Origin of the sequence: Ruminococcus sp. 1001136sp1, assembly GCF_039841815.1 — a bacterium.
GTDB lineage: Bacteria > Bacillota > Clostridia > Lachnospirales > Lachnospiraceae > Blautia_A > Blautia_A faecis.
This window is the reverse complement of sequence record NZ_JBDPGY010000004.1, coordinates 155,075-171,452: the sequence shown is the minus strand read 5'-3', so window position 1 is coordinate 171,452 and position 16,378 is coordinate 155,075. Positions and strand designations below refer to the sequence as shown.

The 16,378-nt window shown below is 43.3% G+C and carries 12 protein-coding genes; 11 read left to right on the top strand and 1 reads right to left on the bottom strand.

Annotation, left to right across the window (positions count from 1 at the left end; all coding sequences use genetic code 11):
- Window positions 1-248 precede the first annotated feature (248 nt).
- From ABHC48_RS05065 to ABHC48_RS05035, 7 genes are all read left to right on the top strand, one after another.
- Complete coding sequence (locus ABHC48_RS05065; protein ID WP_195379350.1) at window positions 249-764, top strand: cysteine hydrolase; 516 nt, start codon at window positions 249-251, stop codon at window positions 762-764.
- Between the two features lie 281 nt (window positions 765-1,045).
- The gene (locus ABHC48_RS05060; RefSeq protein WP_148461343.1) at window positions 1,046-1,732 is read left to right on the top strand and encodes a response regulator transcription factor; all 687 of its coding nucleotides are present in this window, start codon (window positions 1,046-1,048) and stop codon (window positions 1,730-1,732) included.
- Window positions 1,722-3,008 (top strand): HAMP domain-containing sensor histidine kinase, encoded by a 1,287-nt coding sequence (locus ABHC48_RS05055; RefSeq protein ID WP_173717999.1) that lies wholly within the window; start codon window positions 1,722-1,724, stop codon window positions 3,006-3,008. The genes ABHC48_RS05060 and ABHC48_RS05055 overlap by 11 nt, the downstream gene beginning before the upstream one ends.
- 158 nt (window positions 3,009-3,166) lie before the next feature.
- On the top strand, window positions 3,167-5,080 hold the full coding sequence (locus tag ABHC48_RS05050; RefSeq protein WP_195379348.1) for an aryl-sulfate sulfotransferase: 1,914 nt from the start codon (window positions 3,167-3,169) through the stop codon (window positions 5,078-5,080).
- Window positions 5,081-5,338: 258 nt separating this feature from the next.
- Window positions 5,339-6,127, top strand: a complete 789-nt coding sequence (locus ABHC48_RS05045) for a DUF4352 domain-containing protein (protein WP_173718001.1) — start codon at window positions 5,339-5,341, stop codon at window positions 6,125-6,127.
- Window positions 6,128-6,237: 110 nt separating this feature from the next.
- Window positions 6,238-8,358 (top strand): aryl-sulfate sulfotransferase, encoded by a 2,121-nt coding sequence (locus tag ABHC48_RS05040; protein ID WP_347505212.1) that lies wholly within the window; start codon window positions 6,238-6,240, stop codon window positions 8,356-8,358.
- 105 nt (window positions 8,359-8,463) lie between these two features.
- On the top strand, window positions 8,464-10,539 hold the full coding sequence (locus ABHC48_RS05035) for an aryl-sulfate sulfotransferase (protein WP_347505210.1): 2,076 nt from the start codon (window positions 8,464-8,466) through the stop codon (window positions 10,537-10,539).
- Window positions 10,540-10,727: 188 nt separating this feature from the next.
- Here ABHC48_RS05035 and ABHC48_RS05030 read toward each other — a convergent pair whose 3' ends face one another.
- Complete coding sequence (locus tag ABHC48_RS05030; protein WP_347505208.1) at window positions 10,728-11,633, bottom strand: AraC family transcriptional regulator; 906 nt, start codon at window positions 11,631-11,633, stop codon at window positions 10,728-10,730.
- A 354-nt stretch (window positions 11,634-11,987) separates the two neighbouring features.
- Here ABHC48_RS05030 and ABHC48_RS05025 point away from each other — a divergent pair, with 354 nt between their 5' ends.
- From ABHC48_RS05025 to ABHC48_RS05010, 4 genes are all read left to right on the top strand, one after another.
- The gene (locus ABHC48_RS05025) at window positions 11,988-12,911 is read left to right on the top strand and encodes a dihydrodipicolinate synthase family protein (protein WP_118577896.1); all 924 of its coding nucleotides are present in this window, start codon (window positions 11,988-11,990) and stop codon (window positions 12,909-12,911) included.
- Window positions 12,912-13,050: 139 nt separating this feature from the next.
- Entirely contained in the window at window positions 13,051-14,100 is a 1,050-nt protein-coding gene (locus tag ABHC48_RS05020; RefSeq protein WP_173717183.1) for a sialic acid TRAP transporter substrate-binding protein SiaP, read from the top strand.
- A gap of 234 nt (window positions 14,101-14,334) precedes the next feature.
- A complete protein-coding gene (locus ABHC48_RS05015) occupies window positions 14,335-14,829 on the top strand; it encodes a TRAP transporter small permease (RefSeq protein WP_148461350.1) in 495 nt (164 codons plus the stop codon).
- The gene (locus ABHC48_RS05010; protein WP_148461351.1) at window positions 14,826-16,112 is read left to right on the top strand and encodes a TRAP transporter large permease; all 1,287 of its coding nucleotides are present in this window, start codon (window positions 14,826-14,828) and stop codon (window positions 16,110-16,112) included. The genes ABHC48_RS05015 and ABHC48_RS05010 overlap by 4 nt, the downstream gene beginning before the upstream one ends.
- Window positions 16,113-16,378: the final 266 nt, after the last annotated feature.

The following is a 16,378-nucleotide window of genomic DNA, read 5'->3' as shown; positions in this document are numbered from 1 at the left end:
GTATGTGAGTGGTGTTAAATTTTTGTGGTTGTTAATTGTATTATACTATATGCGAAGAGATTCATCAAAACATTATTATCCGCAATGTTTGGAAAATTTTTAAAATCTTTCAGAAATCTGACCGTTTCGGTATACGAAATTCCAATAAAGTGGTATAGTTAATCTAAATAAGTTTTACAAAAACATGTGGCGTTTGGGATGAATTGAGAAAAATTCTGTCAAAAAACATGTGAAGTACGGGGGAAAATATGGATATTTTAGTTGTGATCGATATGCAGAATGATTTTATTGACGGAGCGCTTGGAACATCGGAGGCGGAAGCGATTGTGCCTAATGTGGTGGACAGAGTGAAGAATTTCAATGGTCTTGTGCTGGCGACCAGGGATACTCACGGCGGGGATTATCTGCAGACCCAGGAGGGCAGAATGCTTCCTGTAGAGCACTGCATCCGCGGCACCTACGGCTGGGAGATCCGGGAGGAGATTGCAGAGCTTCTGGAGTCCGGACCCATTGATAAGCCAACCTTTGGCAGCGAAACTCTGGGAAAAGTCCTGAAAGAATTTAATAAATCAGAGACCATTGACAGCATTACACTGGTCGGGCTTTGCACAGATATCTGCGTGATTTCCAACGCTATGCTGCTGAAAGCATTTTTGCCGGAGGTACCGATCATGGTAGATTCTCTTTGCTGCGCCGGAGTGACGCCGGAGAGCCATGAGCGGGCGCTGGAAGCGATGAAAGCCTGCCAGATAGAAGTCCTTTAGGGAGTAATGAGAAAACAGAATCTGGAAGTGGTTGCTTAAGAAAAAATGCCGCAAAGTCACAGGAAATGGTGATTTTGTGGCATTTTCGTTTTTTCTGCGCCGAAAGAAAACTTATTTTCTCATATTTCCATCAAAATCACATGATACTATATTAAAGTAAATTGTGGCTTCTGTCTGATAGGAAACCGCAACGATTTACAGAGCATTGAAGCCTGTTTGAAATACAGAAAGCCTTTTTCAGACACGTTCTAGCGACAGGCTTTAAGAGAGAGGAAAGAGCCGTGAAAAAAATAGAGATTCTTGTTGTAGAGGATGAACCGAAATTAGCACAGACGATTTCTGACTTTCTGAGGATTCAGAACTATGAAGTAGAGACAGCACTGACCGGGAACAAAGCCCTGGAATATTTTTGCCAGAATAAGCAGAAGGTGGATCTGATCCTTCTGGATCTTATGCTGCCGGATATTTCCGGATATACCGTATTGAAAGAGATCAGGAAAATATCGGAGGTTCCGGTTATTATTTTGTCTGCAAGGTCGGCCGTGGCAGATCAGATGAGCGGATTTGAGAAAGGTGCAGACGATTATATCACCAAGCCCTTTACTCTGGCACTTGTGAAAATGCACATTGAGGCGGTGCTGAAGCGTGCCGGGAAGCTGCGGACTATGGTGGAATACAACGATCTGCAGGCAGATGTAAATGCACAGCTTTTATTTTACAAAGAGCAGCATATCCCCACCACCAGGAAGGAATTTGATCTGATGGTTTATTTCATGGAGCATCCGGGAATTGTTCTGCCCAGAGATACCATACTGAATGCGGTGTGGGAATACGATTACACAGGTGATGTGCGGACCATTGACACTCTGGTGAAGCAGCTGCGGAAAAAAATGGGAGAAGGCTGCAATTATATCCGGACTGTTTACGGCGTTGGCTACATCTTCGGGGAGGACATCCATGAAAATTAAAAAAGATTTCTGGAGAGATGGGAAAGCTCTGTGGATTCAGATTATTGCCTTTGCGGTGGCAGTCATGCTGTATAGCGTGTGCTGCTATCCCATATATACTTCATCAAAGGCCAGAATCATGCGTCAGCTGTATGAAGATATCCATGACATGGATCTTGAGGAACTTAGCGAGGACGACGAAGAAACACTTGGTGATTATCAGAAAGAAAAATTTGAGACTGTAATTGCGAATGAAAATTATGAGCAGATTTATACGTCCAGATCATCTCTGAAGACCACGCATGCCCGTAAGTACATAGAAAACAAAATTGCCCAGTACACAGAAGAAGGAACTCTGGAACAGCGTCGCATGGAATCTAGGCATATTCTGATGTTCCGTGGGAAGATTATACAGGATGGACATACATTCTATGTCTACCTGCGGAAAGATGTGCAGTCAGTGCTGGAAGTGATTGAAGGAACCAGATTGTATCTGGCAATTGTTTTGCTTCTGATGGTGGGATTAAGTTACTTTCTGGAAAAAAAGAGTAAAGCAAGTACCGAGAAAAAAGCAAAGCAGTCTGACTATCAGCTTCTGGAAAGCCAGAGAGAATTTGTGGCGAATATTTCCCACGAATTAAAAACACCTCTTGCAGTAGTGTCCAGCCAGGTGGAAATGCTGGAAATCGCAGGAGATAAGATCGATCGTTCCTACTATTATTCCTCCATTCACGAGGAACTGGACAAAATGTCCAGAATGGTAGGAGAGCTTCTTGATTTTTCCATGTTGGACAATCAGATGAGTTCCATGGAAATGAGTCGTGTAAACGTATCAGAAATGATAGAATATCTGCTTCTTCGATATGATGCCATGTTCCGCAAAAACGAGATCAAAGTGGAACAGGAAATCGAAAAGAACTGTTTCGCATACGGAAACCGCATGTATCTGGAAAGAGCAGTAAACAATTATCTGATGAATGCGTTTCAGCACACAGAGCAGGGAAAGCGGATCCGGATCACTCTGAAGAAAGAGAAAAAGCAGATACGCATGGAAGTCTACAATGATGGAGAGCGGATTAAAGAAGAGCAGATGGAGCATATCTGGGACAGCTTTTACACAACCTCCCAGAAGAAGAAACCGGTCACATCTGAGAATGAAGTACGTAACATCGGTCTTGGACTTTTTGTGGTCCGAAAGATCGTGAATAAACATAAAGGAAGCTGCGGAGTCCAAAATATGGAGAACGGAGTACTGTTCTGGCTTCAGCTTCCAGAAATCAGGGATTTGGGAAAATGAGAAAGTGGAATAAGAAAACAAAAATTACAGTATTAGTTATATTTTTAATTTTACTGGCGTTATTTGCCGCTCTATGCTGGAAAAAGCGCCGTGGAATCTATAATACATATATGAAGCTTACTGGTCAGGAGATTCCGTATTCTGTCCAGGAAAAAAGAATGAAAAAATATGGATATTATGATCAGGAATTGAATGCTTCCATGAATCTGGAAAATCCGGTTTACATAACTGAGAAGGACGATTCTGCAAATGAGATCGAAACAGATATTCCAAAAGAAACCACACGTATAGCATCCTCTTATGAAATCGACCAGCAGCTGCAGGCCGAGCTGGAGAATGGATACAGCTGGGAGGAGCCTATGGTGATTCAGAATCCTTATCAGGTTTCTCCATTGACAGCGGTGATTATTTTCGACACAAAAGAAGAGTGTGCGGTGCGTTTTACGGTCAAGGGAAAAACGGAAGCCGCAGATATCAGTGGAGAAGTGGAAGCTGCTGTTTCACACAGAATCCCGGTGATCGGTCTTTACCCGGCAATGGAAAACACGGTTGTTCTGGAGCTTCTGGATAAATCAGGCAAGGTTACAGATTCCCAGGAAATCACTATTACAACGGATGAACTTCCGGATAAACTGGATGATGCTGTGAAACCGGTGAAAACAAGCGGTGAATCTGCATTTGAACTGACTATGGTATATGGACAGCGGACAACCTTCCCATTTGCTTATGACTGTATGGGAGATATCCGTTGGTACATGAGCGGAGAATTTACTTCTGGAATTTACATGCTGTCAAATAACAGGATGATAGTTGCTTCCAATGAAGCCTTCATGCCATCCCAGGACAAACCGCAGACAACCAATCTCTATGAGATGGATTATCTGGGACGCGCCTACACCATGTACTATGTGGCGGGTGGAAACCACCATGAAGTGATCGAAAAAGAGCCGGACGGAAATCTTCTTGTCCTGACCAGTTCTCTGGAAGGTCACATTGAGGACAAAATCCAGGAAATTGACAGACAGACCGGAGAAGTTGTAAATGAACTGATAATGGAAGATATTTTTGGAGGGAAATATGAGGACCGAGTTGACTGGACCCATTTAAACACTGTGTCTTATCAGCCGGAGACAGATACCATTGTGATCAGTCCGCGAAATCTGGAATCTGTAGTCAAATTGAACTGGACGACAAAGGAAATCCAGTGGATACTCTGCGATCCGAGATTCTGGGAAGGCACAGAATATGAGAAATATGTGCTTCAGCCGGAAGGGGATTTTGTTTATCAGTTCCAGCAGCATACTGCCTACCAGCTGGAAACAGATCTGGATGGAGATGACCAGACGGTAGAAGTCAGTATGTTTGATAATCATTATGTAAAAGTACGAAAGTCTGACGTGTTGAAATACTTTGATGGTGAAAAAGAATCTTATCTGTTGGTTTATGCTGTAAATGAAGCAGAAAAGACAGTAAAACAGATTAAAAAGATTCCTACTGTATGGTCTACCATCACTTCTTCTGCTATTTACGATGCTGACAGTAATCATATTTTTGGTATGTGCGGTCATGTGAAGGATTCTGAAGATAAAAGAAGAGGAATGACCTATGAGTTTGACTATGATACAGAAGAGCTGATCAATCAGTTCAGCATCAAAAGCTATTATTACCGCGCATCAGAGATGAAAATTGACTGGAATGATCTGGCAGCAGCCATGGAAATAAAAGACAACTATATTATGGGAGAATTATATCAGCCTGTAAAAGCGACCTGGTTCTTCTGGCAGAAGAAGCCGGAACAGGTACTGGAAGACGGCGAGATTACATTACATCTTACCGGACAGGTGCTTTATGCAGGAGCTTATGATCACCAGATTTCCCAGATTATTTTTCATGGAAAGAAAAATACTTATGTGTATGACACTACAGACATCCGTCTTCATACGAAATCTTACCTGAAGTTCTATGAGAACATTCCGGTACCGCTGCAGGGAATGGAAGCGGATGATTATGAGATTTATGTTGTATATCAGAACGAATTTTATGATTTGGAACAAAATATAAAAATTAAGTGATGTAATGCTGCTGTTCACTGGTAACATTTTGCGAAGCGTGTTGCTGTAAATGGTTGAAACAGTAAAGCTTTAAATTTTTAAATTTTTACAGGCAATATTAAGAAAGTGTTTCTACTTTATTGCGGAACTATGTTATAATAGTTGATAACACGACCAGAGCGTGTTTGAAAAATGATTCCAGCACATTTTGCAGAATATTTATTTCAAACATGCTCCAGGGAAATAAAGTTATACCAGAAAAATAAAGGGAGTAAAAAAATGAAGAAAAAAGTTTTATTACAGGTAATGGGGGCCGTTCTGGTGGCTGGTTTAATGGCTGGTTGTGGTGGCACAAATGATACAAAGAAAGAAGAGAATACCAAGACAGAAGCTGCCGCAGACAAGGCTGATGCTAAGGAAGAGACTGACAGCACAGAAGCAGAAGATACAAGTGAAGATTCTGCAAGTACTGATTCCGCTGAAGAAGACAGCGCAGAGGCAGATGATACGGCTGCAGAAGCAGAGAGTACAGGTGAGGATTCTGCAAGTAGTGATTCAACAGAAGCAGACAGTGCAGAGGTGGCCGACAGCAAGGAGACAGAAGCAGCAGGCAGTTCTGCTGGTACAGCAGCCAAGACTGCAAATAGCGATGCATACGGCGAGGTTGTTTCCGCAGCAGGATGGAATATTACAGTAGAAGATGTGGAGATCAATTCCTCTCTTGAGAATGTAAGTGTAGAACTTGGCTATACAGGTGTGGAGACAAGCGACTACAAGAAGGAAGCTGACGCAGGTAAGACCTTCTGTATGATTAAGCTGAAGATCGAGAAAGACGGCAGCAAGGAGACTTTGGACTGGGCGAATCTAAAGCTGACTGACAGTGAAGGAAATGAATACAGCAGAATGGATGATGAGTTCATTACAGAGCTTGGTATGACACGTATGGCAGGAACCACTTTGAATTTCGGTTCCAACGAGGGCTGGATCGCATTTGAGATTGACGAGAATGCAGAAGGTCTGGAGCTTAGCTATCCATTTGAGGCAGAGGAATATCACTGCGCATTATAAGGATGATAGAAAATGCAGACAATCCGTCAGCTACCATGACGGTGGTATGAAAATGCGGATTTTGTATTAGATCGTGTTTGAGAAATCATAAAATTGCACAGGAGGCTGGCATGAAGAATAAAAGATATCGGGAACTGGCTGCAATACTTGTAATGATGACAATGACAGCGGGTTCTATTACTACAGTTGCAGCAGAAACAGAAACTGCAGCAGAGGAAGAAACTGCAGCAGAGACAGAACCTGCGGCAGAAGCCACAGCAGAGACTGAAACTGCAGATGAGACGGAAACAGAAACTGCAGGGGATGCAGATTCCGAGGCAGCAGAAACAGCAGATACCAAGTCTCAGGCGGCAGCCCTGGAAGTAACTGACCGGTTTGCACAGCAGACTGCTGTTGATGAAGCACTTCTTCAGGAGGCATCAAACGGCTACAGTCTTGATGAGGCACTAATTGTAGTCAATCCATATGGAATGTCCCCTTTAAGTGCAGTTGCCGTTTTTTCCACAGAGGAAGCCTGCGGCGGAACTGTTACTGTGAAAGGGAAATCCGCAGAGAACGATGTGACGGGGACTTTTGAGGAGGCAACGGAGCATATCGTCCCGATTTATGGTCTTTACAACAATGATACCACAGAGGTTGAAATCACTCTGGATGATGGGACTTCTGCTACCTTTGAAGTAACCACAGAAGATATAGGTGTTGATTACGGTACAATCCAGACAGAGATGAAAAGCGAGGCAAGTTACGATTATTCGAACCTGACTTTTGTCTGCTCCACTATGGGAACCCTGTATGGAGTAGATGCGGACGGAGATATCAGATTCTTTACCAATATTGGCGGAACTCTCGGAGTTCACCAGCTGGAGAACGGGCATCTTCTCATGCCTGCATCCTATGTGCTGAAGAGCAGCTATTATAAAGAAGGAATGATCGAAGTCGACCTTCTGGGAAAAATTTACCGCGAATACATGATTCCTGGTGGCCAGCATCACGATTTCGTGGAGCTTCCGGATGGCAATCTCCTGGTGGCTTCTGACAGCCCGGACTTAAGCACAGTTGAGGACTACGTGGTAGAAATTGACCGCGAGACCGGTGCTGTTGTATGGGAGCTTGACATGAAAGATCTCATCAGCCAGGAAGATGGACAGTCTGCTTCTATGGATTCAGACGGAAGTGAGGAAGCTGACTGGTTCCATAATAATGGTCTTGCCTATGATGCAGAGAATGATCTGGTCCTTCTTTCTGCAAGACACAAAGACGCCATTGTAGCAGTGAATAAAGAGGACAAATCCCTGGCATGGATCCTTGGAGATCCTACAGGCTGGGACGGTGTGAATCCGTCTTACTTCTTTACTCCGGAAGGAGAAGATTTCGAATGGTTCTATGCACAGCATAATGTTTCCATTCTGGATAATGGAGATATTGCTCTTTTTGACAATGGTACTGCAAAGGTAAAACGTGTGGATGGCGATAACCGTGTAAGTGGTGATAACGTATATTCCCGTGCGGTTGTTTATCAGATTGATACAGAGAACATGACCGTTTCCCAGGTAACTGAGTATGGTAAAGAACGAGGCGCCGACTGGTATTCGGACTGGATTTCAGGTGTGGTTTCCCTGGATGGAACACAGGATCATCTGTGGATCACAGCTGGCTCCCACCTGCATAGCGATGAAGAAAACCGCAGTGATTATTACCCGAAAGATATGTTTGTACAGGGACTGACCAAGACCACACATATTGATCAGGTAGATAATGGAGAGCTGAGCTTTGAGCTGACGATCTCCGGTGACACTTATAATGCGCTGACATATCGTTCTTTCCGCATGCCCCTTTATACAGAAGGAAAATATGATCCATCGGCAGTTCCGGAGGTGCTTGGTTCTCTTGGAGAGACAAGTTATGAGGAAAGCAGCATTGATGTGAGCACCGCAGAGGCTTTGCCAGATGGCTGGAATTTCCTGCTGGATGGAAGCAAGATCAGTGTGAACGGCAGCTTCCTGACCCAGACCGCAGCAACAGATCTGCAGGCTGGAAAGATGATCTTGATAAGCGGTGAGTCCCAGAGAGCTTATCAGCTGACACAGACTCCTTCTGAAGGAGATGACGGAACAAATGTTACAGTTAAGGGCTGGACGGCAGTTGACGGGCTGGAAGGTCAGGAATGGGATATTTACCTGGAACTGGACGGTGTTCTTTATAATACGGGATATATGTACAGTCAGGCATAAGTATATAATTTGTCAAAATGGGTTCAAGAGCCTTGAACCCATTTTGACGTTACAGGCTTTGCAGCCTGTACGGACATAACGACAAAAATTTGAGGAGCTTACAGTATGAAAAAATGGAGCAAAAAGAAAAAAATCACCATTCTGCTTCTGTTTCTGGTGCTGCTTGCATTGTTTGCAGGCCTTTGCTGGAAAAAGCGGCGGGGAATTTATAATACTTACATGAAACTTACCAATCAGGAAATTCCCTATTCTGTAAAAGAAAAACGGAAGAAAAAATATGGCTATTACGGTCAAAAGCTGAATGTTACCATGGATGTGGATGACACGATTTCTATTCAGGAAAACGATGATTCCGCGAATGATATCCAGACTGAAATCCCTCAGGCGAAAACACTGGTGGCAACTTCCTATGAGATTGACCAGCAGCTGCAGACAGAGCAGGAAAATGGATATACATGGGATGATCCCATGGTTATTCTCAACCCATATCAGATTTCCCCATTAACTGCAGTAGTACTTTTTGACACAGAAGAAGAGTACGGAGTGCGCTTTACTGTGAAAGGAAAAACTGCAGCAGCAGACATCAGCGGAGAGATAGATGCGGCCAGTTCACACAGAGTGCCCATTATCGGTCTTTATCCGGGAGAGGATAATACAGTAGTACTGGAACTTCTGGATGATTCTGGCAGAGTGAAGGATTCCCAGGAGATCACTATTACAACAGAAGCTTTGCCAGAGTCTCTTACGGATGTAATCGAACCTGTGGAGACCAGTGGAGAATCTGCATATGATCTGACCATGGTTTACGGACAGAGCACTCATCTTCCTTTTGCATATGACTGCATGGGAGATATTCGCTGGTATATGAACAAAGAGACTGGAAATTATGGCCTTTACATGCTTTCCAACTGCAGAATGATCTGGCAGGATACTGCCGGATATGTTCCGAACCTGGAGAAGCCCCAGTCTACCAATCTTTATGAGCTGGATTATCTGGGAAGAGCTTACAACATGTATTATCTTTCCGGGGGAAGTCATCATGAGGTAATTGAGAAGGAGCCAGGCGGAAATCTTCTGGTGCTTACAAGCTCCATGCAGAGCCATTGTGAAGATAAAGTTGAGGAAATCGACCGGCAGACAGGTGCGGTGGTAAATGAGCTGAAACTTCAGGATATTATTAAATGTAAATACGAGAATCTGGTTGACTGGGCTCATATTAATACGGTTTCCTATCAGCCGGAGACAGATACTATTCTGCTCAGTGTCCGCAATCTGGAATCTGTGATCAAGGTAAACTGGACAACCAAGGAAATCCAGTGGATTCTTTGCGATCCAAGATTCTGGGAAGGCACAGACTATGAAAAATATGTGCTGAAAGCAGATGGCGATTTCATTTATCAGTTCCAGCAGCATACAGCATATCAGATCGATACAGATCTGGATGGCGATGACCAGACTATAGAAATCACCATGTTTGATAACCATTTCCTGTGGAGAAGGAAGAAAGACATCGACTATTATGACAAGACAGAGGAATCCTACCTGCTGGTATATTCTGTAAATGAAGCAGAAGGTACTGTGAAGCAGATTAAGAAGATTCCTACGGTATGGTCCAAGATCACATCCGCAGCGATTTATGAGGCTGACAGCAATCATTTCTTCGGAATGTGCGGTCATGCAGCAAATGTAGAAAACGGCTGGAAGGGAATGACCTACGAGTTTGACTACGATACAGAGAAGGTTCTGAATCAGTACTGTCTTAAGAAAACTTTTTACCGTGCAGAGGAAATGCGGATTGATTACAACGATCTTGCAAGTCCTATGGAGCTGGATGAAAATTATATCAAAGGAGAATTATGGCAGCCGGTGAAGACCTGGAAATGGCTGTGGAACAAGAAGCCGGACCAGGTGCTTCCGGCAGATACCCTGACATATAACATCACAGGAAAAGTGCTCTATATAGGCACTTATGATCATCAGATCTCCCAGATCATTTTCAAAGGGGAGAAGAACACTTATGTTTATGATACAACAGAGGTTCGTTTGCATATGGACACCTATCTGGATTTCTATGAAAACATTCCGGTGCCGCTTCAGGGAATGAATGCAGATAATTATGAAATCTATGTTATGTATCAGGACGGATTTTATGATACACAGCAGACCTTTGCAATCAATTAAAAAGGTGATATTGAAAAGCCAGTGAATAGTAAGAGTATTAAGCCCTGATTCAGCTGCCGCAGCTGAATCAGGGAAAATATACCGCAAAGCAGGGAGCGCAGATTGTGGGAATGATTTTTCAAACACGCTCTGGACGCGGAATAAAAAAATGCTGCAAAATCATTTTTGCAATGATTTTGCAGCATTTTCTATGACTGGGAAAAACTTTTGCGGTATGCCGCCGGGCTGTAGCTCAGAGTTTTTTTGAAAACAGAGCAGAAGTAATTGCTGGAAGAAAAGCCCAGCTGGTAAGCAATGTCTGTAATGGAATCATCTGTGGTCTTCAGAAGCATCTGTGCCCGGTCCATTTTCTGGAGGGTAATGTATTCAGCAGGGGTAATTCCCAGTTCCTCTTTAAATTTGGCTTTAGAACGGGAAAGAGAATAGTTGGATGCCTGGGCAAGCTCCTGAAGTGTAATGGGGTTTTCAATATTCTGTTCAATGTATTTCAGCGCATGTCCGATGTCACTGTTCAGCTGTTCATTGATCTCTTCCTGGGCTGGAACTGCAGTCAGGTAGTTCAGACTGGCAAGTACACAGGTCAGATACTGGACACCGGCAATGGAGTCGCCTTCTGTTCCGTAAGAAATCAGGTTAAAAGCAGTGCGCAGCATGGAAATCTGGGAACTGCCTACATGGTACAGGTGCTGATCCATATTCAGAAGCCGATGGCACAAAATATTGCTGTAATGCTGGTTCAGACCAAGGAAATTATCGTGCTCCTTCAGATCCAGCTGCATTGCAAAAAATTCGCAGCGGTTCTGGGCAATATGTCCTGTAGTATGAAGCTCATAAGGTCTGGTGATAAAAAGGTTATTTCCGGTAGCACAGTAGCTGGTGCGGACGCCGCCTTTCATAACGTAAGTCTTGCGCTGGCCTTTCACCATGAAATGAAGCTCGATGATATCAGAGTGATAATGCAGAGGAACCGGAACGCCAGGTGCCATAGGTGTAAAATGAGAAAGATTTCTAAGCCCCGGGATCTTATGTTTATCTGCTGTTAATATTTTTTTATGTTCGTTCCATATGTAATCGTCAAATATTTCCTGTTCCATTCAAGTCGCCTCTTCTTATGTCCGTGAATTATTGTGTTGCAGTCTGTTTTACTACTGTTCACTGGTAACGTTCCGCGAAGTGTGTTACTGTGAACGAAGTGAACCGTAACTCTGTTTTGTTTACCGCACTATGTTTTGCTGGTTTGTATTCTTTTTCGTACAAAGTTATAAAATAGTACTAAATATTTTGCTGAAAGCAATTTTAAATTATTTATATTATACTATAGTCACAGTTGAAAAGCAATTGCGCGGTTGCAGTGGATAGTAAATGTTGTTGTTCATTCCGTTCATAAAAACACATCGCGGAACGTTACCGGTGAACAGCAACAAGTAAACATCAAGAGGGAGAAGAGCATGAAAAAAACAATTGCAGGCGGCGTATGGCCGGTTATGATCACACCTTTTACAGAGGACAACAGGATCGACTATGATGCAGTCCTTCGAATCATTGAGTGGTATGACAAGAACGGTGTTGACGGAATCTTCGCAGTATGTCAGTCCAGTGAAATGTTTGAGCTGAGCCCACAGGAGAGAGTGGAGCTTGCAAAATTTATTATCAATAATACACCAAAGCACATGGGAGTAATTGCTTCCGGACATTGCGCTGAGAAGGTAGAGGATCAGATCCGCGAAGCTCAGACTGTAATCGATGCCGGTGTAGATGCATATGTTTTCATTTCCAATCAGTTTGCAAAAGAGAACGAGAGCGAAGATGTAGCTAAGAAAAATATTGAATATCTTCTGGATCACATTGATGGAGATATGTTCGGTGTTTATGAGTGCCCGGCACCATACAAGAGACTTCTTTCACCAGAGCTTCTCAAATGGTGTGCAGAGACTGAGAAATTTGCATTCCTGAAAGACACCTGCTGTGATCTTGATCAGCTGGAAGCAAAATGCAAAGCAGTTGAGGGCACCGGATTAAAGATCTTCAATGCAAATGCAGCAACACTTCTTCGCAGCATGGAAATGGGATGTGCAGGATACTCAGGAGTTATGGCAAACTTCCATCCGGATCTTTATGTATGGCTTTGCAAGAACTATAAAGAGCAGCCGGAGAAAGCACAGGAGCTTATGAACTTCCTTGGCGCTGCTTCCATGGTTGAGTGCCAGGTATATCCGGTAAACAGCAAATACCATATGAATCTGGTAGGTGTGCCGATGACACTTCAGTCAAGAAGACAGGATTATAAGCTTCTTACAGGAAGCAAGAAATTAGAGATCGAAGAGTTCTGTGCGATCACAGAGACCTTCCGCAAGAGCTTTTTTGGAAAGTAATCAGAGATAACTGCCGGAACGGTGGGGACCGTGAGGCCGGCTGAAAGGTATTTCTTAAGATTTGTAATTGGGGTTACAAATATACGTGAAAAAAAGGAAACAAAAACACATAGTGTGTAAAAATCAGGAGGATGAGAGAATGAAAAAAAGATTAATGGCAGCAGTATTATCAACAGCTATGGCAGCAACAATGCTGTTAACAGGAAGCATCAGTGTACAGGCAGCAGATGCTGCAGCAGCAAATGACCCGGCAGTAGAGCTGATCTTTACATCAGTATCTGTAAGCGGTGACTCCCATACAGAGGCTATGTATGAGTTTGCAGATAAAGTAGAGGAATTATCCGGTGGTTCCGTAACATGTAAATGCTACGACAACGGTTCTCTGTTCTCTTCCGAGAACGAGTTTGATGCTCTTCTTAACGGAGATGCAGATCTGGCATATATTTCCTTCCCGACAATTGCAACACAGATTCCGTCCTACAGCATGTTTGCTTCCGGATATCTGTTCAGCTCCTATGAGCATATGACAAGCGTTCTCAACGGTGACATCGGACTTAACAAGATCCGTCCACAGATTGAAGAGACACTGAACATCAAACCTCTTTCCAGCTTCTATCTTGGAAGCCGTGTAATCAACACAAGAGAGAAAGAAATCAACAGCTACGATGACATGAACGGATTACTTCTCCGTATGCCGAACTCCGAAGCATGGCTGTTCCTTGGTGAGGCACTTGGTGCAAACCCGACACCACTTTCCTTCAGTGAGTTGTATACTGCACTTCAGACTGGCGCTGTAGATGCACAGGATAACCCGCTTCCAAGTATCGAGAGTGCAAAATTCTATGAAGTAACAAAATACATCGCAATCACAAACCACGTTGTTGACTCCATCATGCCATGTATCAACGGTGACACATGGAACAGCATGACAGAGGCTCAGCAGGAAGCTGTTACTGAGGCTATGGAATATGCAAGAGACGTAAACGATACAGCAAGACTTGACAGAGAAGCTGAACTGATCAAATTCTTTGAGGAGAAGGGACTTACTGTTACATATCCTGACATCAACGAGTTTAAAGAAAAAGTTCAGGCTAAGTACATGGAAAACGAAGATATGATCAAAGACTGGGATATGGATCTTTACAACGAAATCCAGGCTATGGCTGATACAACAACCGCAGAAGAGTAAAACGAATTGTCGTGACAACAGGCAAGACATAGTGATCAGCTATGAATTGACAGCAAAACTTGAGACATCTGTCTGACTTATAACAAAGAAAAGTCCCAGGCTGTGTGTACGGCCTGGGCTTTTTAACAAAGAACAGATTTTTTGCCTGTCTGCACAGGTGAAACCTTTTGCAGTAGTGTCTGCAAAAGGGAACAAACCGATGGCAGAAAAGTGAATCTGAGAGGAGAGGAAACTGTGGATAATTTCAAAAAGATCGGGAAAAAGATCGTCGATTTCCTTGGCGTTTTTATCCCAAACATTACGTTTTTGGTAATTTTCCTTACCTTTATGGTAACAATCGTATCCAGATATTTTTTCAAAACCCCTGTAACATGGAGTTATGAGGTATCTGTTCTGGGTTACATGTGGACCATGTTCTTCGGCGTTGGTAAGGCAATGGAAGCTGATGAACACGTAGTATTTGGTCTGGTTTACGATGCTGTAAAACCTCGTACCCAGTTTATTTTTAAAGTAGTTTACAATACATTTCTTTTAATCCTGCTGGTAACCTGTTTTGTACCGTGTTTCCAGTCCATGGTTGGAAAGAAAATGGTAACAGGAGTTCTGAAGCTTCCATATACAGTTGTTTTTGCACCATTTATGTATATGCTGGCTGAGATCATCGTCAGAACCTGTATCAATATCAAAAATGCATTTAAAGAATACAAGGAAGGAGGAAAAGAATCATGAGTATGCCGATTATTATGCTGTTTGTGGTTATGGCGATCTGCTTCATAATCCGTATGCCTGTTTCTTTTTCCATGCTTGCAGCTTCTATTACATATTTTCTGCTTGCAGCTCCGGACAAACTGGGCCAGGTATTTACCGTTATCACTGGTAACATGTTTGCAAACTATACCATGCTTGCAGCGCCGCTGTTTATTTTCATGGCAAATGTGCTGAATGAAGGTGAGGTAACGGACAAGCTGTTCTCTTTCTGTAATGGTCTTCTTGGAAGATTAAAAGGTGGTACAGCACAGGTTAACGTATTTATTTCCCTTATTTTCTCAGGTATGACCGGTTCTGCTATCGCAGATGCTTCCGGTATTGGTCTGATGGAGATCGACCAGATGAAAAAAGAGGGATATGATGCAGAGTTCAGCTGTGCCATTACAGCCGCTTCTGCAACGGTAGGACCGATTTTCCCGCCAAGTATTCCAATGGTTATTTACGCTATGTTATCCGGTGCTTCCATTGGTAAGCTGTTTATGGGAGGTATGGTTCCTGGCGTTTTACTTGCCATTCTTCTTATGATCTATGTTGCGTTTATTTCTCATAAGAGAAATTATCCGGCTGGTGTGGTCATGAGCAAGAGAGAGTTCCTGAAAGCTACATTGCAGGCTCTTCCGGCACTGTTTACAGTTGTTATTCTTCTTGGTGGAATTTATTCCGGTATCTGTACTCCTACAGAGGCTGGTGCTGTTGCTTCTGCATACGCACTGATCATTTCTGCACTGATTTACAAAACACTGGGATGGAAAAAGCTTTGGGGTATCATAAAGAAATCCGCTGCCAACACAGCTACACTGGCTCTCCTTTGCGGAACTTCCATGCTGTTCTCTTATATTATCTCTCTGGAGCAGGTTCCGAGAGTTGTTGCAAGCCTGGTTATGGGAATCACAGATAACAAGTACATTTTCCTGTTTATCGTAAACATCGTATTCCTGCTTCTTGGCTGTGTACTTGATGTAAGTACGATCCAGCTGGTATTTGTACCAATGGTTCTTCCACTGGTACAGGCTATGGGCATTGACCTTGTTCATTTCGGCGTTGTGATCTGCCTGAACATGATGATCGGTCTTTCCACACCGCCATTTGGTATGCTGTTGTTTATTGTTTCGGGACTTGGAAAAACGAAGATCAAGGGTGTTATACGTGAGATTTTGCCAATGGTACTTATTATGATCGGGTTGTTGTTCCTGGTTACTTATGTACCGGATATTATTATGTTTATACCTAACAACTTCATGTAAAATATGAACTTGGGTAGTATGAAAGGGACTGTTTTGCAGTCCCTTTTGTTGTATCGGGAGGCACGGTTACCCGGACGCACTTTCGCAGCTGATATTCCACGCGGGGCGGTGCAACACTGCGGCGAGCTAACTGCTAACTACGACTAAATCGTTCAGGAGAGCCTTCACGATTAAGTCTTCGTAAGCAGTGGATCTCGCCTCCGTTAAGGGCGCACCTGGAAATGCCCCGCTTAGGAATATCAGTTGCGAAAACGCTGTGTATTGGT

Coding starts and splice junctions, on each gene's coding strand:
- ABHC48_RS05065 (WP_195379350.1), top strand. CDS start 249: ATGGATATTTTAGTTGTGATCGATATGCAGAATGATTTTATTGACGGA.
- ABHC48_RS05055 (WP_173717999.1), top strand. CDS start 1,722: ATGAAAATTAAAAAAGATTTCTGGAGAGATGGGAAAGCTCTGTGGATT.
- ABHC48_RS05050 (WP_195379348.1), top strand. CDS start 3,167: ATGAAAAAATATGGATATTATGATCAGGAATTGAATGCTTCCATGAAT.
- ABHC48_RS05045 (WP_173718001.1), top strand. CDS start 5,339: ATGAAGAAAAAAGTTTTATTACAGGTAATGGGGGCCGTTCTGGTGGCT.
- ABHC48_RS05040 (WP_347505212.1), top strand. CDS start 6,238: ATGAAGAATAAAAGATATCGGGAACTGGCTGCAATACTTGTAATGATG.
- ABHC48_RS05035 (WP_347505210.1), top strand. CDS start 8,464: ATGAAAAAATGGAGCAAAAAGAAAAAAATCACCATTCTGCTTCTGTTT.
- ABHC48_RS05030 (WP_347505208.1), bottom strand. CDS start 11,633: ATGGAACAGGAAATATTTGACGATTACATATGGAACGAACATAAAAAA.
- ABHC48_RS05025 (WP_118577896.1), top strand. CDS start 11,988: ATGAAAAAAACAATTGCAGGCGGCGTATGGCCGGTTATGATCACACCT.
- ABHC48_RS05020 (WP_173717183.1), top strand. CDS start 13,051: ATGAAAAAAAGATTAATGGCAGCAGTATTATCAACAGCTATGGCAGCA.
- ABHC48_RS05010 (WP_148461351.1), top strand. CDS start 14,826: ATGAGTATGCCGATTATTATGCTGTTTGTGGTTATGGCGATCTGCTTC.